At 43.2% G+C, this 23,956-nt stretch carries 20 protein-coding genes, 1 pseudogene and 1 riboswitch; all 21 genes and pseudogenes read right to left on the bottom strand.

Going from position 1 to position 23,956, the window contains the following annotated elements; all coding sequences use genetic code 11:
• Window positions 1-58: 58 nt before the first annotated feature.
• Entirely contained in the window at window positions 59-694 is a 636-nt protein-coding gene (gene grpE / locus B5G00_RS05745; RefSeq protein WP_206423776.1) for a nucleotide exchange factor GrpE, read from the bottom strand.
• Between the two features lie 47 nt (window positions 695-741).
• A complete protein-coding gene (gene hrcA, locus B5G00_RS05740) occupies window positions 742-1,788 on the bottom strand; it encodes a heat-inducible transcriptional repressor HrcA (protein WP_087269905.1) in 1,047 nt (348 codons plus the stop codon).
• Between the two features lie 95 nt (window positions 1,789-1,883).
• Window positions 1,884-3,869: an excinuclease ABC subunit UvrB gene (gene uvrB, locus B5G00_RS05735; RefSeq protein ID WP_087269902.1), complete on the bottom strand. Its 1,986-nt coding sequence runs from the start codon at window positions 3,867-3,869 to the stop codon at window positions 1,884-1,886.
• 346 nt (window positions 3,870-4,215) lie between these two features.
• Window positions 4,216-4,410 (bottom strand): hypothetical protein, encoded by a 195-nt coding sequence (locus tag B5G00_RS05730; RefSeq protein WP_087269899.1) that lies wholly within the window; start codon window positions 4,408-4,410, stop codon window positions 4,216-4,218.
• Between the two features lie 57 nt (window positions 4,411-4,467).
• Window positions 4,468-5,130: a hypothetical protein gene (locus B5G00_RS05725; protein ID WP_087269896.1), complete on the bottom strand. Its 663-nt coding sequence runs from the start codon at window positions 5,128-5,130 to the stop codon at window positions 4,468-4,470.
• Window positions 5,123-5,935 carry an ImmA/IrrE family metallo-endopeptidase gene (locus tag B5G00_RS05720; RefSeq protein WP_162613487.1) on the bottom strand — a complete coding sequence of 271 codons (813 nt, stop codon included), beginning with the start codon at window positions 5,933-5,935 and terminating at the stop codon, window positions 5,123-5,125. The genes B5G00_RS05725 and B5G00_RS05720 overlap by 8 nt, the downstream gene beginning before the upstream one ends.
• Before the next feature lie 49 nt (window positions 5,936-5,984).
• Window positions 5,985-6,308: a helix-turn-helix domain-containing protein gene (locus tag B5G00_RS05715; RefSeq protein ID WP_072525204.1), complete on the bottom strand. Its 324-nt coding sequence runs from the start codon at window positions 6,306-6,308 to the stop codon at window positions 5,985-5,987.
• A gap of 697 nt (window positions 6,309-7,005) precedes the next feature.
• Window positions 7,006-7,275 (bottom strand): annotated as a pseudogene (locus B5G00_RS05710) (DEAD/DEAH box helicase family protein); the annotation flags it as partial.
• Window positions 7,276-7,519: 244 nt separating this feature from the next.
• Window positions 7,520-8,008, bottom strand: a complete 489-nt coding sequence (locus B5G00_RS05705) for a DUF2798 domain-containing protein (protein ID WP_087269887.1) — start codon at window positions 8,006-8,008, stop codon at window positions 7,520-7,522.
• Between the two features lie 291 nt (window positions 8,009-8,299).
• Complete coding sequence (locus B5G00_RS05700) at window positions 8,300-9,679, bottom strand: DHHW family protein (RefSeq protein ID WP_087269884.1); 1,380 nt, start codon at window positions 9,677-9,679, stop codon at window positions 8,300-8,302.
• 34 nt (window positions 9,680-9,713) lie between these two features.
• Window positions 9,714-10,190 (bottom strand): hypothetical protein, encoded by a 477-nt coding sequence (locus B5G00_RS05695; RefSeq protein WP_140403116.1) that lies wholly within the window; start codon window positions 10,188-10,190, stop codon window positions 9,714-9,716.
• A 260-nt stretch (window positions 10,191-10,450) separates the two neighbouring features.
• A complete protein-coding gene (locus tag B5G00_RS05690) occupies window positions 10,451-12,184 on the bottom strand; it encodes an ABC transporter ATP-binding protein (protein WP_087269878.1) in 1,734 nt (577 codons plus the stop codon).
• A 146-nt stretch (window positions 12,185-12,330) separates the two neighbouring features.
• Window positions 12,331-14,061 carry a S8 family peptidase gene (locus B5G00_RS05685; protein WP_087269875.1) on the bottom strand — a complete coding sequence of 577 codons (1,731 nt, stop codon included), beginning with the start codon at window positions 14,059-14,061 and terminating at the stop codon, window positions 12,331-12,333.
• A 177-nt stretch (window positions 14,062-14,238) separates the two neighbouring features.
• Window positions 14,239-15,000: a formate/nitrite transporter family protein gene (locus B5G00_RS05680; RefSeq protein ID WP_087269872.1), complete on the bottom strand. Its 762-nt coding sequence runs from the start codon at window positions 14,998-15,000 to the stop codon at window positions 14,239-14,241.
• A gap of 114 nt (window positions 15,001-15,114) precedes the next feature.
• Window positions 15,115-16,800, bottom strand: a complete 1,686-nt coding sequence (locus B5G00_RS05675; RefSeq protein ID WP_087269869.1) for a formate--tetrahydrofolate ligase — start codon at window positions 16,798-16,800, stop codon at window positions 15,115-15,117.
• 299 nt (window positions 16,801-17,099) lie between these two features.
• Window positions 17,100-17,675, bottom strand: coding sequence for a folate family ECF transporter S component (locus tag B5G00_RS05670; protein ID WP_087269866.1), 576 nt, complete (start codon window positions 17,673-17,675; stop codon window positions 17,100-17,102).
• 148 nt (window positions 17,676-17,823) lie between these two features.
• A riboswitch (THF riboswitch) is annotated at window positions 17,824-17,924 on the bottom strand.
• 22 nt (window positions 17,925-17,946) lie between these two features.
• Window positions 17,947-18,597 (bottom strand): DUF3786 domain-containing protein, encoded by a 651-nt coding sequence (locus B5G00_RS05665; protein ID WP_087269863.1) that lies wholly within the window; start codon window positions 18,595-18,597, stop codon window positions 17,947-17,949.
• 26 nt (window positions 18,598-18,623) lie between these two features.
• A complete protein-coding gene (gene acsV, locus B5G00_RS05660; protein ID WP_087269860.1) occupies window positions 18,624-20,558 on the bottom strand; it encodes a corrinoid activation/regeneration protein AcsV in 1,935 nt (644 codons plus the stop codon).
• A gap of 90 nt (window positions 20,559-20,648) precedes the next feature.
• Window positions 20,649-21,434 carry a carbon monoxide dehydrogenase/acetyl-CoA synthase methytransferase subunit gene (gene acsE / locus B5G00_RS05655; protein WP_087269857.1) on the bottom strand — a complete coding sequence of 262 codons (786 nt, stop codon included), beginning with the start codon at window positions 21,432-21,434 and terminating at the stop codon, window positions 20,649-20,651.
• Between the two features lie 53 nt (window positions 21,435-21,487).
• Complete coding sequence (gene acsC, locus B5G00_RS05650) at window positions 21,488-22,834, bottom strand: acetyl-CoA decarbonylase/synthase complex subunit gamma (RefSeq protein WP_087269855.1); 1,347 nt, start codon at window positions 22,832-22,834, stop codon at window positions 21,488-21,490.
• 24 nt (window positions 22,835-22,858) lie between these two features.
• The gene (gene acsD, locus B5G00_RS05645; RefSeq protein WP_087269852.1) at window positions 22,859-23,800 is read right to left on the bottom strand and encodes an acetyl-CoA decarbonylase/synthase complex subunit delta; all 942 of its coding nucleotides are present in this window, start codon (window positions 23,798-23,800) and stop codon (window positions 22,859-22,861) included.
• Window positions 23,801-23,956 lie beyond the last annotated feature (156 nt).

The following is a 23,956-nucleotide window of genomic DNA, read 5'->3' as shown; positions in this document are numbered from 1 at the left end:
ATAAAATCCTTCAGGATCTCTCCTGGATATAAAATTGGTTATGGTTCCGGCTCCTGTCTTAATTGGCAACCTTCACCATGCTGTGACGGATCACTGTGTCCTTGTAGGTATAACCTTTCTGGAACTCTTCCACCACTACATTCTCTCCGGCTTCTTCATCTTCCACATGCATCACAGCATTATGATAATCCGGATTGAATTCCTGGCCTACAGATTCAATGGCCTTAACCCCCATCCCTTCAAATGAGGAAAGGAGCTGGCGGTAAATCTTGTTCATTCCGTCTACAAAAGGACTTTCCTTTTCTTCTTCCGGAACCGCAGCCAGACCTCTTTCAAAGTTATCCACAACAGGAAGGATCTTTTCAATCACTTCTCTGGCTCCGATTTCATACATGGAAGCTTTTTCCTTCTCTGTACGTTTTCTGAAGTTGTCAAATTCCGCCATCTGCCGCTTAACCATATCGGTAAGCTCTTCTATTTTTTCATCTTTTTTGTCTTTTTTCTTTTTTCCGAAGAATCCCTTTTTTTCCGGTTCCTTCTTGCTGTCTTCAGAAGAAGCCTCTGTATCTTCCGGGCTTTCCGTCTCTTCAGCCTGATCCTGATTTTCCGCTTCTTCCATTTTCTCTGTTGCTTTTTCGTCATCCTCTTTCAGGATATCCTCTGTTTGGTCCGGAGAAACGTTTTCATCTTCCATGGAATTGAATTCTTTCTTTTCTTCTGCCACGAATTCTTACCACCTTTCTACGTTTTCTTAAATATATTGTCCAATTGATTTTTTAAGGTTTTCAAATTATCCATTACATTTTCATAATCCATCCGCTTGGGACCTATGATTCCGATAGTTCCCTGCATGCCGCCGCCCAGATCATAGGTGGCTGTCACTACGCTGCAGTCCTTCATGGTCTTCACCGGACTCTCATTTCCGATATAAACCTGAATACCGGTGTTCTCACTATCCTTTTCGTTATCCATCGTATCCTTTACGAACTCTGCCAAAGCTTCTTTCTCTTCAAAGGCGGAAATCAATTCGCTGGCCTTGGAAGAATCTGCAAGCTCCGGATACTTGAAAATGTTTGTTGCACCGCTGGTATAAATCTCCATCTCTTCATCATCTACCGCAATAGCCTGAGCTACTGCATCGATCACGCTGCTGATCACCTCGCTGTGGATTCCCGCCTGTTCCTTCATACGGGAAATCATTGCCAGATTGATCTCTTCAATGGAAAGTCCATTGAGCTGTGTATTCAGAAGAAGATTTAATTTCAGCACTGTTTCTTCATCCATTGGTTCCCGAAGTTCAATAATGTGGTTCTTCACAAGATTTCCTTCTACCACCACCACTGCCAAAAGCTGTGTTTCTGTTACTCTGGACAGCTGGATGAATTTTAATTTGTTCCGATGATAAGTTGGACCCGTGATCATAGTTGCATAGTTGGTATTGGAAGCCAGGATTTTTACTACCTGCTTTAACACCTTTTCCATTTTGTCTGTCTTTTCTATCATCAGATCTTTAATCTCTGCTACTTCTTTGTCCTTCTCTTTCATAAGCTCATCTACATAGAGACGATAGCCCAAATCCGAAGGAATCCGCCCTGCCGATGTATAAGGCTGGATAATATATCCCAGCTCCTCTAAGTCAGACATTTCATTGCGGATGGTTGCGGAGCTAAGATTCAAGTCCGTATACTTGGAAATTGTTCTGGAACCTACCGGCTCACCGGTTTCCAAATAGGTCTGGATAATGGCTTTCAGAATTTTTCGTTTTCTTTCATCTAATTCGTTTTCCATTCCATCTTTCGCTCCTTTCTTTTGTAGTTGTTAGCACTCGTTGTGGTGGAGTGCTAACATCTATGTTCTTAAGATAGCACCACTGAAAATATTTGTCAAGTGATTTCTTCTAAATTTTTCTTTAGCTCTATCATCTTGTCCCTGAGTTCCGCTGCCATCTCGAAATTCAGGTCTGCAGCAGCAGCTCTCATCTGCTTTTCTACATCCTTAACCAGCTTCTCCAGCTCCTTCCTGCTCATGGACTCTGGATCTTTCATCATCTTATCTTCCGTCTCAGCTACGGCCTTCGAAATACTGATCAGATCCCGGACTGCTTTCTTAATTGTGGTAGGCGTAATGCCATGTTCTTCATTATACCTTTGCTGCAGACTCCTGCGGCGCATAGTCTCATCAATAGCAATCCGCATAGAGTCTGTCATCACATCTGCATACATGATAACCCGGCCTTCGGCATTTCTGGCCGCACGTCCGATAGTCTGTATCAGAGAAGTTTCAGATCTTAAAAATCCCTCTTTATCTGCGTCCAGGATTGCCACCAAAGTAATTTCCGGAATATCCAGACCTTCCCTCAGCAGATTGATTCCTACCAGCACGTCAAATACATTCAGGCGCATATCCCGAATAATCTGGGTTCTCTCCAGGGTATCAATATCCGAGTGGAGATATTTCACCCGGATTCCCAGATCTTTCATATAGTCTGTAAGATCCTCAGCCATTCGCTTAGTCAAAGTAGTGATCAGGATTTTGTTTCCTTTCTCTACTTCTTTATTTACCTCTCCTACCAGGTCATCAATCTGCCCCTCTACTGGCCGCACCTCAACCATAGGGTCCAGAAGTCCTGTAGGACGAATGATCTGCTCTGCCCGAAGAAGCTCATGCTCTTCCTCATATTCTCCCGGAGTGGCAGATACAAAAAGAATCTGGTCAATCTTGCTTTCAAATTCCTCAAAGTTTAAAGGCCGGTTATCTTTTGCTGAAGGCAGTCGGAATCCATAATCCACCAGAGTCTGCTTTCTGGACTGGTCTCCTGCAAACATACCCCGGATCTGAGGAACGGTTTTATGAGACTCATCTATAATAATAAGGAAGTCGTCACCAAAATAATCGATCAGCGTATATGGCGGCTGCCCCGGCTCTAGCCCTGCCAGATGCCTGGAATAATTCTCCACTCCAGAACAGAAGCCTGTTTCCTTCAGCATTTCTATATCGAAGTTTGTCCGCTCTGCAATCCTCTGGGCTTCCAGCAGCTTGTCCTCACTTTTGAAATACTCTACTCTTTCCTTCAGTTCTTCCTCAATAGCATCTGCTGCCTTCAGGATCTTTTCCATAGGCACAACGTAATGGGAAGCCGGGAAAATTCCAATATGATTTAAAGATCTTTTTATCTCCCCTGTCAGCACATCAATCTCTGTGATACGGTCAATCTCATCTCCAAAGAACTCTACTCTCACTGCTGTATCGCTGTAATCCGCCGGGAATATCTCTACCACATCTCCCCGGACCCGGAAGGTTCCTCTGTGGAAATCCATTTCGTTTCTGTCATACTGGATGTCGATCAGCTCCCGTATTACCTCGTCCCGGTCCTTCTCCATACCAGGGCGGAGAGAGATGATCATGTTCTGGTAGTCATTGGGGCTTCCAATACCGTATATACAGGAAACACTGGAAACAATGATCACATCTTTCCTCTCGCTCAGCGCTGCAGTGGCAGACAGACGGAGTTTGTCGATCTCGTCATTTACTGCGGAATCCTTGGCAATGTAAGTGTCCGAAGAAGGGACATAGGCTTCCGGCTGGTAGTAGTCGTAATAGGAGACAAAATATTCCACTGCGTTATCAGGGAACATCTCCTTGAATTCTCCGTACAACTGAGCGGCCAGTGTTTTATTATGGGCGATGACCAGTGTGGGTTTCTGCAACTGTTCGATCACATTGGCCATCGTAAACGTCTTTCCAGAACCCGTAACCCCCAGTAAAGTCTGGCATTGATTGCCTTCCTTGAACCCTTTTACAAGCGCCTCGATTGCCTGCGGCTGATCGCCTGTGGGCTGATACGGGGCCTTTAAAACGAATTTATCCATAGCAAAATCTCTCCTTTGTGACTTTTGATACGTTCAATATCAGCCACCCTCAAAAAATTCATTCGTAACGAAAATGTCAAAATAATAGCCTTATAGGACTCCATTACGAATCCAGAAAGGCAAAAGTCACATTACGCAGTATCCTTTAGGAAAACACTTTTTTGAGGACTAAATAACACAAGATAGCATTAACGAGCATGGCAGTCAGTTTTGTATATGCCTGTCTCTGCCCTTTCGGACATTATAGCAAAGATAATGATAAAAGTATATAGGTCGAAAAACAAAAAAGCACAAATGTTCGGGTGTACATCTGTACTTTTTTTATGATTTCTTTCTTATATTGTTGTCATGCTGCCATTAAATATTCCTCGGCTGCCTCGTCTATTTCCTTTAGATCGGAGTAATCATAGTATTCCTCTTCCCGGCTTTCCGGAAGAACTTCTTCCATAAATGGTTCAATAGCATATAAGCAATCTTCAATGATTTCAGCAGTATCCCCATAGACGTCTGCTGATATAATCTCTTTTGAATACCCTAACATATGTGATATGACTACTATGTACTGCTATTCAATTTTATTCCTATTGTTCATATGTCATTATGCATTTGAATGGGTCTCGTTCCATGCTTGCTTGACTTCGGATAATCTTGCCCTCTCCTTAACCTCCAAAACTACTTTTTCCAATTCCTTTTTAGAAAATGTAGTATCTTCCTTTTGTGCAATCATCATAATCAAGTCCACAACATTATATATATCCAAATTGTAGGAATTACTCGATATTTTTCTTTTCGCAACAGAACGAAGAAATTCAATATCTCCATCCTCTGAAAGAATGATCGGTAATCTCATAAAAAAGGCCATCAATATCATGTGAACGTCTCCCAAACTCATACCAGCTCGACGATATGTGTATATCGTTTGACCCTTTGGTATTGCCAGCTTTTCAATTCGCTTTTTTGACCCTTTTATTTCAAGATATTCCCTCATTTCCTCATACAGTTCTGGAAAATATTGTTCATACAGCTCAGCATCGTCCTCATCTTCTATGAATTCGCTGTACTCCGCTTTCCGAATAAATCCTTCCTCTATCAATTTATTAAACTGAGGGAATACATCTAATTCTTTCTCTGCAATATATGGGTGAACGACTGGTTTGTATTCTAAATCCACTAATACCTTTTTAAAAGCTTCAATGTTTTTTCCATTATTAGACAACTTGTTAAAAAAGCATGTGTCAACTATTGCTTCTTTTTTACTCATTGTCCTTATCCCCTATATTAATCTCCAATTCATCTGTTTCAGGCATATCCACGATTTCTAAATCTCTTTTGATTCTTTTTACTAAAAAATCATCTATATTTTCTCGTGTTTCAGCCTCTTCTATTAATTCTCTAATTCCAGAAATGGTCTTTCTTCCTGTTCCCTTTTCCAGATAGGAATTTTGATACTGAGTCAGCAGTTCCACTAAATGTAATATTTCTTCTTCCTTAGATTCCAAAAAATCCGCTGCACTCTGTTGCATGAGTCCTACTTCTACTAATCTTCTTCTGACCGCTTCATATGGAACCATGAACGCATTCATCTGCATTACCATTACACGAACCAAATCATCTACTTTCACCTTTCCGCTTTTTATTCCCAATTCCTTCATGTTTTCCAAAAAAGATTGCTTGAATACCTCGGCAGGCATGAGAAGTTCTGCAGCGAATCTGTTTGTAATATTTTCTTCATCTTCTTCTGTCGGAAATCCAGAATATTCCATCATCTTCCAAACTTTATCAGATACTTCAAAAATATGTCCAAATTCATGTGCAGCAGCAAAAATCTGTTCTGCAATCGGTTTTGCAGTATTTATATACACAAAATCTTCTAATTCATTTTTTACTATTCTCTTAATATGAAAGCCACGATTTTTCTCATTCTCTAATGGATAGTAGATTACTGTGCAATTATCTTCTAATATGCCAAAAATATTATCCCTAATAGCTACATTCTTAATAATGCATTTGTCTTTTATATCAGAAACAATTTTCCGAATAACTTTGTCAATTTCTTTCCAATCCATAATGCCACCTCTAGAAGAAAAGGCTGCACGAAAACCGTACAGCCTCATATTACATAGCTTCCTTTAAATCTACATATTCATCCAACAAGTCTAAAATTTTGTCTAAATTGTTTGTATCGCTAAATTCTTTCATATATTGCAATTCTGGAACAAATCTATCAGCTTCATAGTGAACTAATTCTTGCTTTGTTTTACCAAAAAATTCTGCAATCTTTCTCACTTCTGCAGGTGGTAGCATCAGCTTGCCTTCGAGAATTCTACACATATCTCTATATGAATAGTTCAACTTTTCAGCCAAATCTTCTCGACTAATTCCAGCGTTCTGCATTAACGTAAAAATATTAACGCCAATCTTCCTTCCTGTGTTAGCCATAATCTACCTCCTCATTACATCTACTATTGATCAACTATTATGTGCACAGTCTAACTATTATACATTTCTAATCAATAATAGTCAATGTTTTTCCGCTATTTTTGCAATCTAATTATACATTGAAGTTGCACGAAAAGCAATTGGCTTCAAATATTTTTAACAATTTTTTTTTATTTATTCACGAAAATAATCCTCTTTTACTATCTTATGTAAAAGAGGTAGCTTTCGCTACCTCTCCACTCTTTATTTCGTAAACATCAAATAAGAACGTATAGCGAAATCTTTAGGGTTTTCCTATAAACTTAGGATTAAAGTTTTTAGGGTTTACGCCAAAAACGGATTCCTTGGTAAAAGGATTCTGTCAATAACCGTTGATCTTCTAGTATAAAAGGCCGAAGGTTATTTTTCTATACACCGTTTTATTCGATGTATACTTAACATCACTTTCTCCTGTAGCAGTAATAACTGTCAAATACTTTGTTACCGAGGAGCGTAATATAGGGATTTCTTTTTCATATTCTTCGCCTTTAAACCCAATAACTTTTTACCATTACGAATTTTTCCTGCCAAAAGTCACAAAATCATCTTGTCCGCCTGGTATCATCCAGTCCGTTTAGTATCGTTCTGTCCACAAAATCTGGACGAAACAGCACGAAAAAACACCAGATATACCTCATTTTCCGGCCCCGGCACACTAGGAGACAAAATACTCTACCGCGTTCTCAGGGAAGAACTCCTTAAACTCACTGTAGAGCTGTGCTGCCAGGGTTTTATTGTGGGCATTGATGAGGGTCGGCTTATTTAATTGCTGGATGACGTTTGCCATCGTGAAGGTTTTTCCGGAACCAGTGACGCCCAAAAGGGTTTCACACTGGTTGCCTTCCTTAAAGCCTTTGACCAGCTGCTCAATGGCCTGGGGCTGGTCACCGGTAGGTTTGTATTCTGATACTAATTCAAAATGATCCATGATAAACTCTCTCCTATTGAAAGTATTTTTTTCCCTTGGTATCATCCAGTTCCAGGGGGACTTATTTTTCTAATAGCCGCAGGTTCCATCGGGCAGGCACGTCTGGAACGATGATTACGTTTGATTCTGATGATCACAGGAATACTGCCTTTTACATAAACAGCGACGATATTGGATACCGTTGCTTTAATTCAGAATTGTCTTTTCGCACATTATAGCAAATAGAAAGGTAAAAGTATATAGCTCAGGCTGCCGGTGCTGTGGCACTTTCCTGTCCTTGTCTGAATATCTTTCCGAAAATCCACCTTACCAGAGGTCCTGCGTAAAAGATCTGCCAGCACAGAGCCATGGGAAAATTCCGCACAGATATCTGCAGCCAGTTGACGATCAGGTCACTGTTCACTCCCTGGAAAAGGACAGTTGCGATAAAGCTCATAATAGGACACATGAAACATACGGTGAGGGCAGAAATCACCAGGATCACAGCTATTGGCCTGTCTTTACCAGGTGTTACAATGCGGAAAGCCAGCCCCGGAACGATTCTTCCCACCACCAGCAGCTCCAGAATAAAGCCTGCGGCCACCATGATGGGAAACTCATGAAAGGCCAGAAGGAAGATCTGGTTGCTCATTTTCCCCTTGTCAAAGGCGATATTATATACCACCATGGCATAAACCATTACCATCACCATTAAAATCGTAAAAATAACTTCCTGAAATTTTGTTTTTGGCATTTTTAGTCCTCCTCTTTTTTATGGAACAAAAAAAGGCAGCGAGTTCTATTTCTGTAAAAGCAGCGGCGGCAGATACCTCTGCCGGGCTATTATAACTTTCGCTGCGATTACAGTTCTATAATCTCACTACCATTTTCATCTGATCCAATATTTTATTTTCTGTGATATTCTAACAAAAAATATGCTTTTGTGTAAGTATGCATTTTAATTTCAGCAGTTTGCCGGAGATTGGCTGCACTCTGACCAATCCATAGATATATCTTACGGGTTTGCTTTCCAGAACCATCCTTTTTACAGCAGCCCGGCTATAGTAGAAGCTACCTTGTCACTGCCTATAATGGTAATATTGTTCATAATGATCAGATCCTGGATATTCTTCTCTTTTACATAGTCTACCACATTTACATTGGCATACCGGAAGTCTACCACATAAACCGTCTCATAGTGATCCACCAGGAAGGGTACGAAGCAGTTGCCGTAAGATTCTTTCAGTACCAGACAGGAAGAACCGTCCCGGATCTCTGGATTTTCTATAATACTCAAAGGTTTGTCGCCGCCGATATAACAGTAATATCCGGAGCTTTTGTCCCAGGTACTCACGTCTTCGATAATGTTCCACTGATACTCTGTGCCGTCTGTATCCCAATAGGTCATATCATTAGTTCCCATAGGCACATAAGCTTCCACCGTATCCGGGTTTTCTGCCATATCCTGGTTTTTCAGCTCCGTATAAAAAGTCCCAAGAAAAGGAGAAAATGTCATAGTATCAAAATCGGACAGTTCATGGGGTTGGATTCCCTTTTCCTCACAGAAATTCCGGTATACATAGTAGGCTCCCAGCTGGGTCCAGTGATGGTCTGTACGGAAATACAGATACTCGTCATTATGCTCTCTTAGTGTCTCAATCGTCTTCACCGGTTTTACTCCCTCGTAAAGACTGTGATAGTAGGAAATCGCCTGAGTCTGATCAGAACCTCCCAGACTTTCCAGCTCTTCTTCCGAGAGCATAGCTCCTGAGTTATTGGGCACCAGAATAGAATATACATCGGCCTGGCCCTCCAGCTCCCTGGCCGCCTGATTCAAGGCCTGGGCATAAGTTTCCGCAGCGCTCTGGCTGTAGTAATAAACACTGTAGGCAGCTCCATTTTTCACATATAAGCCCTGTTGGATCTGATTCTGGATCTCAGCCTCCATCTCTTTGCTGTCCGGAGCACTTACCGGCTCTTTCTTTTCTTCTGCGCCTGTATCTTCACCTGTATTTTCTTCCCGGAGGATTTCTTCCCTCTCTGTCTCATCTGCCGTATCTGCCTTGGCCGTCTCTGTAGGAATCTCATCACCCTGCTGGTGACCGCCTACCATCATGGTGGAAGTAGTGACCCCGTAAGCAGATTTCAAGGTCTGATCTGCAGCTATCAATCTATCTCTCATGGGATAAGTATCCGAATACCACAAAGAAACCTCTGTAAAAAAGGAACCGTCCCAAAGAGAGCTCAGCGTCAGCTTGGGAAATTTTGTCAATTCTCTTTTTTCCACTGTGGAAGTGCCTGGTCGAAAGAAAAACAGCAGGCCCACAATTCCGCCTAAGAGCATAAGCCCAGCAAAAATCCTGACACTCAGATTTCTGAACTTCACGATGATTTTTTTCTGGTTTTTTGTATATTTTCTCTTCATATATCTTTCCTCATCTTCTCATTTGCCTGGTTTTTTAAAACTGGAAATATAAAAACGGATTGTAGCTGGCCCCGATCAGTGAAAGGACTGACAAAATCAGCAGCAGCGGCGGTGTAAGCAATTCCAGAACATTAAAAATCATGAACACTGCCTCATTGGTCTTTCCCGTCTCAAAAAGAAACCGCCGGACATTTTTTCCCAAGGATGTAACGCTTATCACCGCAAAGATCAGGAAGAAAAGATTTCCCATAAACACCGTAGAAACTTCCAGTCCCGCAAATCCTGATGTACCGATTCCGAAAAGCCCCAGAAGTCCCAGCAGGAGAACGCACTCCAGGATCATATACATTTTCCGGATCCTCTGGTTCCCCCCTTCCTGGATCCGGACACCGCAGAACCAGCTGATAAAGGTTTCCCCCACCAGCAGGATCAGAAACCGAGGTCCTCCCCAGGCATAAAAAATAAGTGAAAAAATAAGGAGAACCTGATTTTTATACTTTTTGTCAACCAAAAAATATATCACCAGGTTCAATACTAAAAATACGAAAACAAATAATAAACTTGAAAATACCATATCTTTTTCTTTTCTCCCCGTTCTTTATGCAGAACTGACTTTTTCGTCAAAATCCGACACTAAAAACAGTATATCCCAGAGAAAACCCTTCTCGCAAGATATTAGCATTTTTGGTAGTTATTTCTGCAAAATCTGCATTTTATCACAGATACCCGTCTGCTGACATGCCCTCCATACATCAGCTTTTACAGAAATTTTTAAGCAAAAGACAGCTTATACAGGCTGCTGTAAATTCCATCTTTTTTCATCAGCTCTTCATGGGTTCCTTCCTCAGCGATGCCTTCCTCTGTCAGGACCAGGATCCGCTGAGCTTTTCGTATGGTGGAAAGACGATGTGCGATAACAAAAGTTGTCCGGTTCTTTGCCAGTTCCTCCAGGGACTTCTGGACTATTTTCTCGCTTTCGTTATCAAGAGCCGAAGTAGCCTCGTCAAAAATCAGGACCGGCGGATTTTTCAGAAAGACTCTTGCAATAGAAATCCTCTGTTTCTGCCCTCCGGAAAGTTTTACCCCTCTCTGACCAATGTCTGTATCATATCCATTCTCCAGTTCCATGATAAATTCATGAGCATTGGCGGCTTTTGCCGCCCGGATAACCTCTTCGTCTGAAGCCTCCGGTTTTCCATAACGGATATTTTCCATAACCGTTCCCGCAAAAAGATACACATCTTGCTGTACGATCCCGATATGGCTGCGCAGACTCTGAAGCTTCAGATTCCGGATGTCTTCACCATCCAGAAGTACTCTTCCTTCTGTCACATCATAAAATCTTGGGATCAGGCTGCAAAGAGTGGTCTTTCCAGCCCCTGAACTGCCTACCAGAGCCACATATTCTCCTGCTTTTACCTGAAGATTTACATGACTTAATACCTTTTCCTTATTTCCTTCATAAGCAAAAGATACATTTTCGAAGTCAATTTCCCCCTTTACTTCCGTAAGCTCTCTGGCATCTATCCGGTCCTTGATATCCGGCGCCACCGCCATAATCTCCAGGAAGCGGGAATAACCGCTGTACCCGTTCTGAAACTGCTCTGTAAAAGTGATCAGCTTCTTCACCGGATCGGTAAGATTGTTGATATAAAGAAGGGCCGTCACAAGATCCTCTACCGGCATCTCTCCTCTGGTAAGAAAAAATGCCCCTGCCAGCAGCACAGAAATGGTGATCAGGGTAGTAAATGCTCCCATTCCGGAGTTATAGCCTCCCATATATTTATAGCTCAGCTTCTTAGAGTCCACAAATCTCTCGTTTCCTCTCCGGAATTTTTCCATCTCCTGCTTCTCATTAGCAAAAGACTTCACCACCCGGATTCCTGAAAGGCTGTCCTCGATCTGTGTATTGATATCTGCGATCCTGGCCCGGTTCTCCTTAAAAGCAGTTTTCATCTTTCTGTTAAAGACAACCGCATAGAGGATCAAAAAGGGGACAAAAAGAAAAGCCGCCAAAGCCAGCCTTACGTTCACCAGCATAAGAATAATAAAAGCCCCCAGGAATTTAATAATAGAGATCACCAGATCTTCCGGTCCATGGTGCAGAAGCTCACTGATATCAAACAAGTCCGCCGTGATCCTGGAAAGCAAATGTCCCACCTTCTGATTGTCGTAAAAAGCAAAAGACAATTTCTGATAATGGCCGAAGATTTCATTACGCATATCACGCTCAATCCTGGCTCCCATAATATGTCCGTAATAAGCAATATAAAAATTGCAAAACGCCTCTACCAGTACCAGGAGGACCATAAAAATCCCCAGTTTTACGATCATACCGGTAGCCCTCTCTACAGGCAGGTTTACAATATTACTGGTAATATACCGGACAATAAGCGGGATCACCAGCGTAATGGCCGCTCCCAGTATGGCAAAAAACATATCCGAAAAAAACAGCCCCTTATAAGGCTTGTAATATCCCCCAAGCTTCTTTAGTGTTTTCAGCATTTTTCTTCTCCTTCAATAAATGATCTGTTTATCATAAATAACTATATCTTTCTCTATGATTTTTCTCAAAAGATATGTCCGCTATTTATGAATCGCTGTATTAGTATACTCCCGGCAGTTTTTCTTTGCAACGGATATTTCCAGGTTTATACCGGAAAACTGTCCCTCAGACACAGAAACCCAAAGCCGGTCTCTGGATTCGGATAAGTTCCTCCGGGAAGCCGTCTGGCTCCCCTTCTCAAATAGGCCTTTACTTTTTCTCCATACAGATAAGGGTCCTGTCCTCTGATGATCCCCCATTCCATCATCAGAGCTGCACTCCCCGTAACAAAAGGCGCTGCAAAAGAAGTACCTGTTCTTGCCCCGTATCCGCCTCCCGGCACAGTAGTAAGGATATCTACTCCCGGAGCTGCCAAATCCGGTTTAATTTCCCTGTTTACTCTGGTATATCCCCTTCCAGAAAACTCCATATTGGACAGCAGCCTTGAGTTATAAGCCCCCACAGAAACAATTTTTCTGGATGTTGAAGGAATAGTCAGAGTAGTATCTGCCGTAGGAAAAGGAAACCTGGTATCTTCATTCAATACACCGCCGCCTGGAAGCCACAGGTCAAAGTTTCCCTCCACAATCCTTTCCGGTATCAGCAAAAGCCTCCAGGTACCGCTGTCCACATAGCTGTCCTTAGGAATCCACTCTATATATATTTCCTGAGAAATGCTATAAGGGCTGGGTTCTCCATAATAAATCAGTATTTCTGTATTTCCTATAGAGAATCTCTGAGGCCCCAGTATTTCCTGAAATGGTCCCACTCTCTGTCCATTTGGGTGTATCAGAGCAATCTCTGCCTGATCTACGTATTGCTTCCACAGCTGCACATTCACTCCGGTCTCATACTCTCCTACATTCAGCTGCACATAGGTTTTTTTCCCCTCCTGCAAAAGCCCGGAAGTATGCAGAGCTTCTCCTCCCTCATTTCCTGTTCCTACACAGATCACATTTCTCCCCAGGTCTGAAACACTGTCTATATAAACCTCTATAAGGGATTCTCCACTGTGAGAGCCATAATTATTTCCAAAACTGAGATTCAGGGCCAGAGGCATATTCCATTCTAAAGACTGGCGGATCAGATAATCAATTCCCTGAATGAGCTCTGTAGTCCGTGGAAAACCACCCTGCCGGGGATTCCCTAATTTTACTGCCATTATACTGCTCTCATAAGCAACTCCCCGATTCACTCCTCTTGAAGCCCTTCCGTTTCCTGCCGCAATTCCCATAACCCCCGTTCCGTGTCCGCTCAGATCACGGCTTGGCACAACTTCCTCTGTTTCTCCCTGAAGTATCCGGTCAATATCTTCCCCGGTAAATTCTGTGCCTGTCCGGTACCCCCTGGGCGGCCTTCCTGGAAGACTCTGATCCCACAGCCGCAGGATCCTGGTGCTGCCGTCCGGATTCCGGAAATCCGGATGGGTATAATCTATACCTGAATCTACACAGGCCACCAGCACTCCTTTCCCAGTAAGGGATATTCCCAGTGGCGAAAAATCACCCTGCACCACATTCATACAGGAAGCGCTTCTTCCCTGGCTTACAGCAAAAAAAAGATTTTTAGGCTTTTCTACATACTCAATCTGTTCTAACTGGGTCAGGGCATCTATCTGATCTTCCGGTACTGTTAGAATGGCAAATCCATTCAAAAGTTCCACCACTTCTACACTTTCATCCAGGACCTCCCTCAGATTTCCCGAATACTTTACAATAAGCTCCCAAGTATTTGCAGCCGAATCATATCCCACGTTAAGCTGAATGGATTTTTCTCTTTCCTCCGGGGTAGCGTCCAAAGCCAGGTTCAGTAAATTCTCCACCTTCTGATCCTGCATATATTCTCCGCCTTTCACTGGTCTACTGCGTTGTTAATCATATGTCCGCCCATCTCATAAAATACCGCTGCCAGAAGACTTTTCTCATAAAGAAAAGACAGTCCAAGTTTACTCAGACTGTCTATTCTATAGCAATGGAAGCCTGCGGAGTAGAGCTTCCAATATGCCCTCTCTATTCTATTTTTCTTTAGAAATCAGATGATAAGGCAGAGCCACAAATACAATGGCGCCTATCATGTTTCCTATTGTAGCAAGCAGAACATTATATACGTACTGGCCGATACTTACATATCCATTTGCCAGAGCCACACCGATAATGCTCATATTAGCAACACTATGCTCGAATCCGCAAACCATGAAGACGAAAATACACCAGAAGATCATGATCAGTTTTCCGGATTCTGTTTTCATCTTGGTTGCACACCATACGGCAAGGCAAACCAGGATATTACAGAGGATGGCTCTTGCCAGCAGAGGGATAGGCGCATATCCTACCTTGCCGGCTGCAATACTTCCAAAATATGCCGCTGTATCACCACTGGGAATTCCGGTTATCTGGAAAATGGCTACGCAGATCACAGATCCCACCAAATTTCCGATCCAGCAAACCACCCACAGCTTTATGGTATCTGCCCAGCTTACCGCTTTTCTGAATGCTGCAGAAGACATTACAAAATTATTTCCAGTAAACAGTTCTGCTCCTGCCATGACTACAAGGCTCAGGGCTGACGCAAAAGCAAAAGCCTGCACCGGTTTTGTCCAGGAAACAGCATCTCCTGCATTAATCACAGCACCAAGGGTAAAGGCAACAAAACTTCCGAAAGAGATAAACATGCCGGCAACCATTGCCGCAACAAAATACCCCAGAGGATTGTTCTTCAGAAAGTTGACCTTTCCCACACCTCCATTGACAACCGCCTTAAATTCATCTTTAAACATATGTAATTCGCTCCCTTCAAGCTGTCCTTGTAAAATGGGACTGCCGCACTAAACAAGTTTTGTTTAATACGGCAGTATCCCACTTATAAAAGAGAATATCTCCCTATGGCTGAATTAGAACAGGCCGGAAATCTTTCCTGTCTCATCTACATCAATACGCTCTGCTGCCGGAACTTTCGGAAGCCCAGGCATAGTCATGATCTCTCCTGTAAGAGCTACTACAAAGCCTGCTCCTGCGGAAATCTTCAGATTTCTGACAGTTACTTCAAAGTCTGTAGGCGCTCCCAGTTTTGTCTGGTCATCAGTTAAGCTGTACTGAGTCTTTGCTACACAGATCGGGCAGTTGCCAAATCCCTGTTTTTCAAGCTGCTGTGCCTGTTTCTGTGCATTGGCAGTAAGGACTACTCCCTTGCCTCCGTATACTTTCTGTACGATCTGGTTCAGCTTATCCTCAATGCTTCCTTCCAGTTCATAGGAATATGTAAAGTCGTTTGGTTCCTCTACCAGACGGATTACTTCTTTTGCCAGAGCGATTCCGCCTTCGCCGCCTTTTGCCCATACTTCAGACAGGGCTACATTTACGCCCAGCTCTTTACATTTCTGTTCTACCAGGTCAAGCTCTGCCTTGGTATCTGTTGGGAATGCGTTGATGGCAACTACACATGGCAGTTTGTATACATTCTTGATATTGCTTACATGTTTCAGCAGGTTTGGAAGTCCTTTTTCCAGTGCTTCCAGGTTCTCATTGTTCAGGTCAGCCTTTGGAACGCCGCCGTTGTATTTCAGAGCACGGACAGTCGCCACGATTACTACTGCATTTGGTGTCAGGCCTGCCATACGGCACTTGATATCCAGGAATTTCTCAGCTCCCAGGTCAGCGCCGAAGCCTGCTTCTGTGATGGCGTAGTCACCTAACTTCATAGCCATCTTTGTTGCGATGACAGAGTTACATCCATGAGCGATGTTTGCAAATGGTCCGCCGTGTACGATGGCAGGTACATGCTCCAGAGTCTGTACCAGGTTTGGTTTCAGAGCGTCTTTTAACAGTGCACACATAGCGCCTTCTGCGTGAAGGTCATGAGCGGTAACCGGTTTCTCTTCAGATGCTTTTCCATATGTATAACCTACGATGATACGCCCCAGTCTTGCCTTCAGGTCTGTGATGTCGCTGGCCAGACACAGAACAGCCATGATCTCAGATGCAACAGTGATGTCATATCCATCTTCTCTTGGCTTTCCATTTGTCTTGCCGCCTAAGCCGTCTACTACGAAACGGAGCTGACGGTCATTCATATCTACACATCTTCTCCAGGTGATCTTTCTTGGATCGATGTTTAATTCATTTCCCTGATAAATGTGGTTGTCCAGCATAGCTGCCAGCAGGTTGTTTGCCGCGCCGATAGCATGGAAGTCACCGGTGAAATGCAGGTTGATATCTTCCATAGGAACTACCTGTGCGTATCCGCCGCCTGCAGCGCCGCCCTTTACACCGAATACAGGTCCCAGGGATGGCTCACGAAGGGCAACCATAACTTTCTTGCCTAACTTCTGCATACCGTCTGCCAGACCTACTGTGGTAGTAGTCTTTCCCTCTCCTGCCGGTGTAGGATTGATGGCTGTAACAAGAATCAGTTTTCCATTTGGAGCGTCGGATTCGTTCAGTAAATTGTAGTCGATCTTTGCTTTGTACTTTCCGTACTGTTCCAGATATTTTTCATCAATACCTGCTTTCTCTGCAATCTTTGTGATTGGCTCCATGACACATTCCTGTGCGATTTCGATGTCTGATTTGAATCCCATACCAAATACCTCCTTTTTCTATACAGATGGAAGCTCTTTCTGCATCCATCTATGCCCAGACAATATTCCCTGTATATATTTACTGTCTGGTATTTTAAACCGGATATCCTAGGCAGGCAGAGAACAAAGCAGGCAAACCCGCCTCAACTCCCTCTCCCCTCAATCTTGAAAGGATCAAACACTTTGTGCGCTGCCAAGGACTGATATCCGGCTTCCCCCAGCAGCCTCCAAGTGCAGATGTAATATATACACCTGACTTTCTGCTTTGGGAAATAAAATGGCTTCAGCCATATTATTTTCTATTTCATACTTTTATTATCTGCAGTATTTATCTGGCCTACCTTTCCTTTTCCCTCTGCAATGCTTTTCTTTACAAAACCTGTAAGAGGGCTCTTGTACAAGAAAAATACAAGAACTGAGTTAACAGCCGTAAGCATGATTGTCTGCACTACGCGGGTTGCGTAAAGCACAGACCAAGGTGTTCCATAATACATATGGAGACCGATGCAGGTAAAGCCCAATGCTCCTACGAGTCCATGTATAACAAGGATTCCCACAACTTTCCACAAAGCTGGTTTTTTCTCCATCACATGACGGAAAAGTCCGGGAAGCACACCTGCCAAAATGGCAGACACTGAAATCAAGGGGTTTGGCGCATATCCCTGAAGAAGACTTCCTATCAGGTCCCCAAGGAAACCGCAGATTCCTCCAACAACCGGGCCGAACCAGAAACCAGCCAGATAAACAGGTGTCTGGCTCACTGTGATTCTCAAAGTCGGTCCGATATTAATAGCAACCAATCTTGCAAGCACGATATTCATTGCAATGATCACGCCTGCAAATGCCATAATTCTTACTTTATTTGCATTTTTCATCTGTTATAAATCCTCCTCTTTTGCTGTCTGGCAGCACACCAGGATCTTCTTTTCCTTTGCCAGTCCTGGTCTGCACAAAGAAACCTATGCTCTGGTATAGTAGTTACTACACCAAAGAGAAGAATTTATAGTCTCAAGTCTTTAATGTAGTAGCGGATGCAATATTACATCGTGGACGATCCCGGGATCACCTTCGTTCATGGACAACTTCCCATCCCATGACACTTAACGCGCAATACCTACTCTACTATTACTTCACATTGTCTGATTTTTAAGACAGCTTTTTTTCTAATGCTTTCATCATATTGATGGAAATATCTCCCACCACAGCTAAATCTTCTGCCGCAAAGCTGGCGGCAAAATTATCGGAAAACAGAATCTGTGAGGAAGGTGGAAATTCATCGTCTCCCTCCCAGAGAATGAATTTTATAAAAAGATTGTCCATAAATTCCAGTTTATAGGAACAATCTCCTTCTGTAGATTTTTCTGCTCCTAAATGTTCCATGATCTTTTTGAACGTTTCCAGTTTATTCCCATAGGAAAATGCCAGACGCATAAGGCATCGCCCCTGAAACTGTCTAAAATACACCTCTCCCCATGGAACCTCATGGTAAGTAATAAACTTACCGGAAGAAGGCGCCGCATGTCTCTCTGCCATATAGCGGGCAATGAGAATTTTCGCATTCATGGCTTCTTCAAGAGGATAGACTCCAACAGAGTCCTCCTCATGATGAATCTCATAATCCGGGAATGAAACAAGGTACGTGGTTCCCATAAGATGCAGAGTAAACAGACCTTTCTCCTGATCATAGGGAAACCCGGTCCGCTCACTGATCTCCTCAGGCTCTAATTCTCTATAAGCCTCCAGATAATGCTCATATGGGCGCTGTTCTTTGCTGTCTTTTGCATAATCGAAATTCATATTTTCACCTCGGATATTTTTGTAGTCTATTCCTGCGTACAGGACGGAAACAGCGATGTATCCGTATGTGGAATAAAGCAGCAGGCAACAAACTCATCCATATAGGTAGGAACTGCAGACAGTTCCAGATAAGTCATATTGGATGCTAACTCATAGCATTTGCGCTCTGCCTCTCTGGAAAGAAGCATAGTATAAGCGCCGGACAGAGAAGAATTTCCAATATAATGGAATTTTTCCAGGGGAATATCCGGGAACATGCCAATCCGCACAGCATTTCTCATATTAATCCCACTTCCAATTCCTCCTGCCACATAGACATCATCAATCATTTCCACGTCGAAATCAAGAGAAGCCAGCATAGTACGGATAGCAGAGAAAATTGCTCCCTTTGCCCGGATAAAATTATCAATATCCACTTCATTGATTTCCACATCTTTTACAGAACCTGCCTCTTCCTCAAAGGCCAGGACATAGCTGCCCATGCCGTACTGGTCATGGCGCACACGTTTTCCCTCCCGGATAAATTTACCCTTAGGGTTGATGATGCCCGTACGGAACAATTCTGCGATCACATCAATGATCCCGGAGCCGCAAAGACCAATAGGCTTCTGACCTTCCTCACCGATGACATGATAAGAAGGCTCCATTGTCTCTTTGTCAATGGTACAGGCCTCGATAGCTCCATCTGTAGCCCGCATGCCGCAGCTGATATCTCCGCCTTCGAAGGCAGGTCCTGCAGAGCATGCACAGCTCATCATAAAATCAGAGTTTCCAAAGACTAATTCACCATTTGTGCCTAAGTCGATGAATAAAGAAAATTCCGGACGATTCCAAAGCATACTTACCAAAGTACCGGCTGTGATATCCCCGCCTACATAACTTCCGATATTGGGGGCCACAATAATATGTGCGTCTCTGTTAATCCGGATACCAATATCAGATGCAAACAGGGAATTGGTTTTGAAAAATGTAGGAATGTAAGGCTCCATGCGGATGGGATCTCCTTCCATTCCAGTCAGCAGATGATTCATAGTAGTATTTCCTGCCACGCACATGCGGTAAATATGGTCAGGATTAAAACCACTGGCTCTGCACATCTGTTCAATCATTGGATTGATAGTTTCTTTGATCACCGCATCCTGAAGCTTCTTGCTTCCTCCCGGTTTCATGGATTCAATGATACGGTTGATCACGTCTGCGCCGTAACGGATCTGTCCATTCCCGGCAGAGGCCTTTCCGATAATCTCTCCGGTTTCCATATTGATCAGAAGGGCGGAAACTGTGGTGGTTCCAATATCCACTGCCAGACCGCCGATAACTACCTCTGCACCTTTTGGATATACGTCATAGACAAAAATATCTTCTTTATCCACAGAGGTACGGATCACACAGCACACCTGAAAATCAGATTCCCGGAAAACCCGGGCGATTTTATTTAACACCTGGAACGGAAGGCGTACTCTTGCAGCTCCTGTTTTTTTCTTAATAGCCCGCATAAGCCGCTCATTATCCGGCATTGTGTCGTCTAAAGTTGGCACATCCATTTCCACATCCAGGACACCCATGCTGTTTGTCAAGGCAATTCCTGCTGCTTCTATATCATTTTTTGCATTCTCGAAAATTTCAATTTCTTTATTCGAGCTTAAATCCGCAACTTTCATTCTACTGCGGTAAGCAGATGCAATATCAGGTACCTGTACCGCAACATCACCTGTCACCTTACTTACACATGCCAGTCTCCATCCTTCGCTGTATTCCTCATCGGAAATATGCCGGGTCTTTGGGGAATCTATATTACCCTCCAGAATTTTTACTTTGCATTTTCCACAGGAAGCATTACCGCCGCAAGGGGCATCGATAGCTACGTTTACCTTTCGGGCTGCTTCCAGCAGATTCTCATTTTCCTGGGCAAAGGTCGTGACATCCTCGCCGCTTCCGAACTTAAAAGTCACTTTAAACATAGGAATTTCTGCCTTTCTTTGTTTTATACAGGAACTGCCGCACGAAAATGTGCAGCAGCTCCTCTCTCATGTTCATCTTTATCTGTAATATTAAAGCTCCAGATAAGAATCTGCATATAATGTATTGTTCTTCAGAACGTCACAGGATTTAATTGTCTCCATAAGTCTCTTGTCGTTAGGATTAACGATAGCAGATGTCAGTCCCTGCATCATAGCCATAGCAACCATAGCAGAGTCCATGATCGGACGGATATGTTTTGGCATACCGTTGGAGTTATTGGAAAGACCACCTGTAGAATTCAGTCCCATATCGCTGAACATCTTGATAGCTTCCAGGATTTCCATCTGTTTTTCCTGCATACCTTTAACAACCAGGAATAAAGGGTCGAACCAGATATCAGCAGCATCCATACCGTGCTCCATACCTCTTTCAAGAAGTGTCTGGCAGTACATCATACGCTCGTCATTATCTTTTGCAAGGCCTTCGCCGTTGCAAAGAGCGATACAGATTGCATCGTTTGCTGCTGCCAGGTCAAGATATTCAATTCTGCCAGCTGCATCTGCGGAGTTTACAATAGGTTTTCCTTTTGCTCTGTTATATACAGAGATACCAGCCTCGATAGCTTTTTTGTTGGAAGTATCCAGTGCCAGAGGAACGTTGTCGAAGTTTGACTGAAGGAGTTCTACTACCCATTTCATTAAATCTTCGCCGTCGTTCTCAGCAGGTCCGATGTTTACATCCAGGTAAACAGCGCCTGCATCCAGCTGCTGTTTTGCTCTTGCCAGAATCGGTTCAGGATCTCTCTCTGTAAAAGCTTTGTTTACTGCAGGTGCAGTTGTGGAAAGTCTCTCACCAATTGTAATAAATTTTGCCATAATGTTTCTCCTTTTATAAAAAATTTTCTTTTAACAAGCTCTTTTTGCAAACATTAAGCAGTTAAATCTTTCAGGAATTTTACTAACTGTACAGCCTCCAGAGGAGCTACAATGATTTCCCATCCAGGAAGTTTGGACTCGATATCGCCCTTCAGTACGGCAACTTTTCCAGGAATAACCAGTTTTCTGCATTTTACTTTGTCTTCTACATTCTCTTTAATGTAAGTTGCAACAGAAGTGGAAGACAGCTTTCCTGCTGCCCATGCTGTCAATACAGAAAGTCCGCCTGCATCGGAAATGATCAGGTTGCATGGAACACCGGAACGCTCCAGCTCGCCGGAAACAACGAAATATGTAAGAGCAAAGTCTACAGTTGTCAGGCACAGAGAATTCTCATCAGCACCATTTAATGCGTAAATGCCTGGCTCAACCTTCATTGGTTTCTGAGGATCTGTAAATACGTTCTGTCTCAGACCAAACAGTGGAAGTGCTTCTGCATAATCCAGAGTTTCCATAACAACGATAGAACCATATTTAACAGTAAACAGAGAAGCCAGAGCCTGCTGCAGGTTTCTGTCGCCACGGGCAATGGCTGCTGTATTTACGATGGTAGGATAGCCGAAAGTTCTGTCCTGATCTTTCAGAGCAGCACGACGGATCTGTACAGCGTTTGCGTATGCTTCTTTTACAGAAGCGCCTGTAGCATCGATTACCAGGTTCTTGTTGCCGGCTTTCTCTAAAGCAGCTACTGTATCATAAATCTCATTTAAGTCAGCGCCGGATACGCCCAAAACAACACCTGCTTCTTTTGCAAGGTCATTCATTGCAGCATAGTTTGCTGCTGTAGCTCCGTTTAATACAGGTTTTCCGTCTTTGCATACTTCCAGAGCAGCTTTTGCTACTTCTGCATCCTTGCAGCCAAGGATCAGAGTCTTTCCTGTTGCTGCTGCTTTCTTAACCATTTCTACATAGCGGTCTTTGTCTGCACCGTCCTGATAGTTCACGTAAACCATTTCTACGTGCATTCTCTCACCGATACGCTCATAATCAACCTTCTGAAGTTCAGCAATCTTCGCATCAACTGCAGCGTCATCCATGTCTGTGCAGATAGCAACTGCATATCTTGTCTTGCTGACAAAAGTTTTTTCATGTCTGAATAAAACAGTTTCTCCGCCTAAGGTGTATTCTCCTTCGCCTGTTCCGACCTTGATAGTTTTCATTGGGGGAGCAGTAGCCTCAGACAGCTCTGCCAGAGCTTCCTCAGACATATGCGGACATTTGGATATTTCCAGAGCGCCCTGAGCAACTTTCATAGCGAAAGCCATACATGTAGGACAGCCGCATTCCTTACAGTTTTTCTTTGGTGTCATTTTAAAGATTTGAATACCTGTTAATGCCATTTTTAATATCCTCCTGTTTTACGATTACATTAATTCTTTAATCATTTTTGAAATAGTTGCAACGGACTGAGGATGTTTCAGGATAACGGCGTCAGAACCGGATGCTAATACAGCAGCTGCTGTCTGAACTTCCATGCTGATTCCTCTTTCTTCCAGAGGACCCCACTCAGGCATATCCTCTTCAGTAGCCATAGCCTCTTTTACACTCCATGCTTCATCAGCAACAGCTGTGATGATAGGCATCTGCAGCATGTTATCATTCTGAGATAAAGCAGCACCTTTAATACGGTCCATAGTAGAAACAACATATTCAAAACCATAACCAACTGCAGCAGAACCAACGTTCATTACGATATCCTGAGCTTTAACTCCCAGCTGAGTCATAACAACGTTTAACTGTTTTGCAAGGTTAATATCAACAGCAGATTCAGCGCCTACTTTCTGGTTGTAAGCAAGACCTGCAGCTGCACCTACAGCTTTATAGTTTTCTTCTCTTGCAGACATTACCAGAGCGTTCTTGCCCTGCAGAACTTCAGCTACCTTTGGAAGCAGTTCTGTGTCTTTTTCAACATTTTTGCATCCTTCTACTACCAGAGGACAGGTAACAGCGTCTGCAACTTCTTTTACAACTTCGATCAGTTCATCAATGGATTTGTCTTCTCCGTTAGGATCTCCGCCCTCTAAGCGCAGGCAGACAAAATCAGCGCCTTCCATTGTTTCGGCTTTTTTTGCAATTTCTCCGATAGTAGAAGCGCCTTCGTAAAACTTCTGGATACCAGGAATATTGGAAGCAATACCCAGATCGGAAACTTCTACACCGATCTTCGGTGCATTTTCCATAGGAGCATCAAATGTATAGAAAGGAAAAGTACATTCTCCTCCTAATTTGATCGCTTTGTCTCCGCATCCAATCTCAACTGTATTAATGCTTGCATTGAACTTCTGTGGTTTCTGATTAAACGGCATTTCTATGAGCCTCCTTCATATTATTCTTTACAACAGGCGGTCCGCCAGAGGTACCCTCCCATTGTATATAAACGGCAAAGAGGAAAATGGCAGCCCTCTATTTTGCCGCCTACATTATACTACATTACACGCAATATTGACAAGTTTCCCCTGTAA

The organism is Blautia sp. An46, assembly GCF_002161645.1.
Classification (GTDB): domain Bacteria; phylum Bacillota; class Clostridia; order Lachnospirales; family Lachnospiraceae; genus Blautia; species Blautia ornithocaccae.
Note: the sequence above shows the minus strand (reverse complement) of the source record. Positions and strands in the feature narration are given on the sequence as shown.

Coding starts and splice junctions, on each gene's coding strand:
- grpE (WP_206423776.1), bottom strand. CDS start 694: ATGGAAGATGAAAACGTTTCTCCGGACCAAACAGAGGATATCCTGAAA.
- hrcA (WP_087269905.1), bottom strand. CDS start 1,788: ATGGAAAACGAATTAGATGAAAGAAAACGAAAAATTCTGAAAGCCATT.
- uvrB (WP_087269902.1), bottom strand. CDS start 3,869: ATGGATAAATTCGTTTTAAAGGCCCCGTATCAGCCCACAGGCGATCAG.
- B5G00_RS05730 (WP_087269899.1), bottom strand. CDS start 4,410: ATGTTAGGGTATTCAAAAGAGATTATATCAGCAGACGTCTATGGGGAT.
- B5G00_RS05725 (WP_087269896.1), bottom strand. CDS start 5,130: ATGAGTAAAAAAGAAGCAATAGTTGACACATGCTTTTTTAACAAGTTG.
- B5G00_RS05720 (WP_162613487.1), bottom strand. CDS start 5,935: ATGGATTGGAAAGAAATTGACAAAGTTATTCGGAAAATTGTTTCTGAT.
- B5G00_RS05715 (WP_072525204.1), bottom strand. CDS start 6,308: ATGGCTAACACAGGAAGGAAGATTGGCGTTAATATTTTTACGTTAATG.
- B5G00_RS05705 (WP_087269887.1), bottom strand. CDS start 8,008: ATGCCAAAAACAAAATTTCAGGAAGTTATTTTTACGATTTTAATGGTG.
- B5G00_RS05700 (WP_087269884.1), bottom strand. CDS start 9,679: ATGAAGAGAAAATATACAAAAAACCAGAAAAAAATCATCGTGAAGTTC.
- B5G00_RS05690 (WP_087269878.1), bottom strand. CDS start 12,184: ATGCTGAAAACACTAAAGAAGCTTGGGGGATATTACAAGCCTTATAAG.
- B5G00_RS05685 (WP_087269875.1), bottom strand. CDS start 14,061: ATGCAGGATCAGAAGGTGGAGAATTTACTGAACCTGGCTTTGGACGCT.
- B5G00_RS05680 (WP_087269872.1), bottom strand. CDS start 15,000: ATGTTTAAAGATGAATTTAAGGCGGTTGTCAATGGAGGTGTGGGAAAG.
- B5G00_RS05675 (WP_087269869.1), bottom strand. CDS start 16,800: ATGGGATTCAAATCAGACATCGAAATCGCACAGGAATGTGTCATGGAG.
- B5G00_RS05670 (WP_087269866.1), bottom strand. CDS start 17,675: ATGAAAAATGCAAATAAAGTAAGAATTATGGCATTTGCAGGCGTGATC.
- B5G00_RS05665 (WP_087269863.1), bottom strand. CDS start 18,597: ATGAATTTCGATTATGCAAAAGACAGCAAAGAACAGCGCCCATATGAG.
- acsV (WP_087269860.1), bottom strand. CDS start 20,558: ATGTTTAAAGTGACTTTTAAGTTCGGAAGCGGCGAGGATGTCACGACC.
- acsE (WP_087269857.1), bottom strand. CDS start 21,434: ATGGCAAAATTTATTACAATTGGTGAGAGACTTTCCACAACTGCACCT.
- acsC (WP_087269855.1), bottom strand. CDS start 22,834: ATGGCATTAACAGGTATTCAAATCTTTAAAATGACACCAAAGAAAAAC.
- acsD (WP_087269852.1), bottom strand. CDS start 23,800: ATGCCGTTTAATCAGAAACCACAGAAGTTCAATGCAAGCATTAATACA.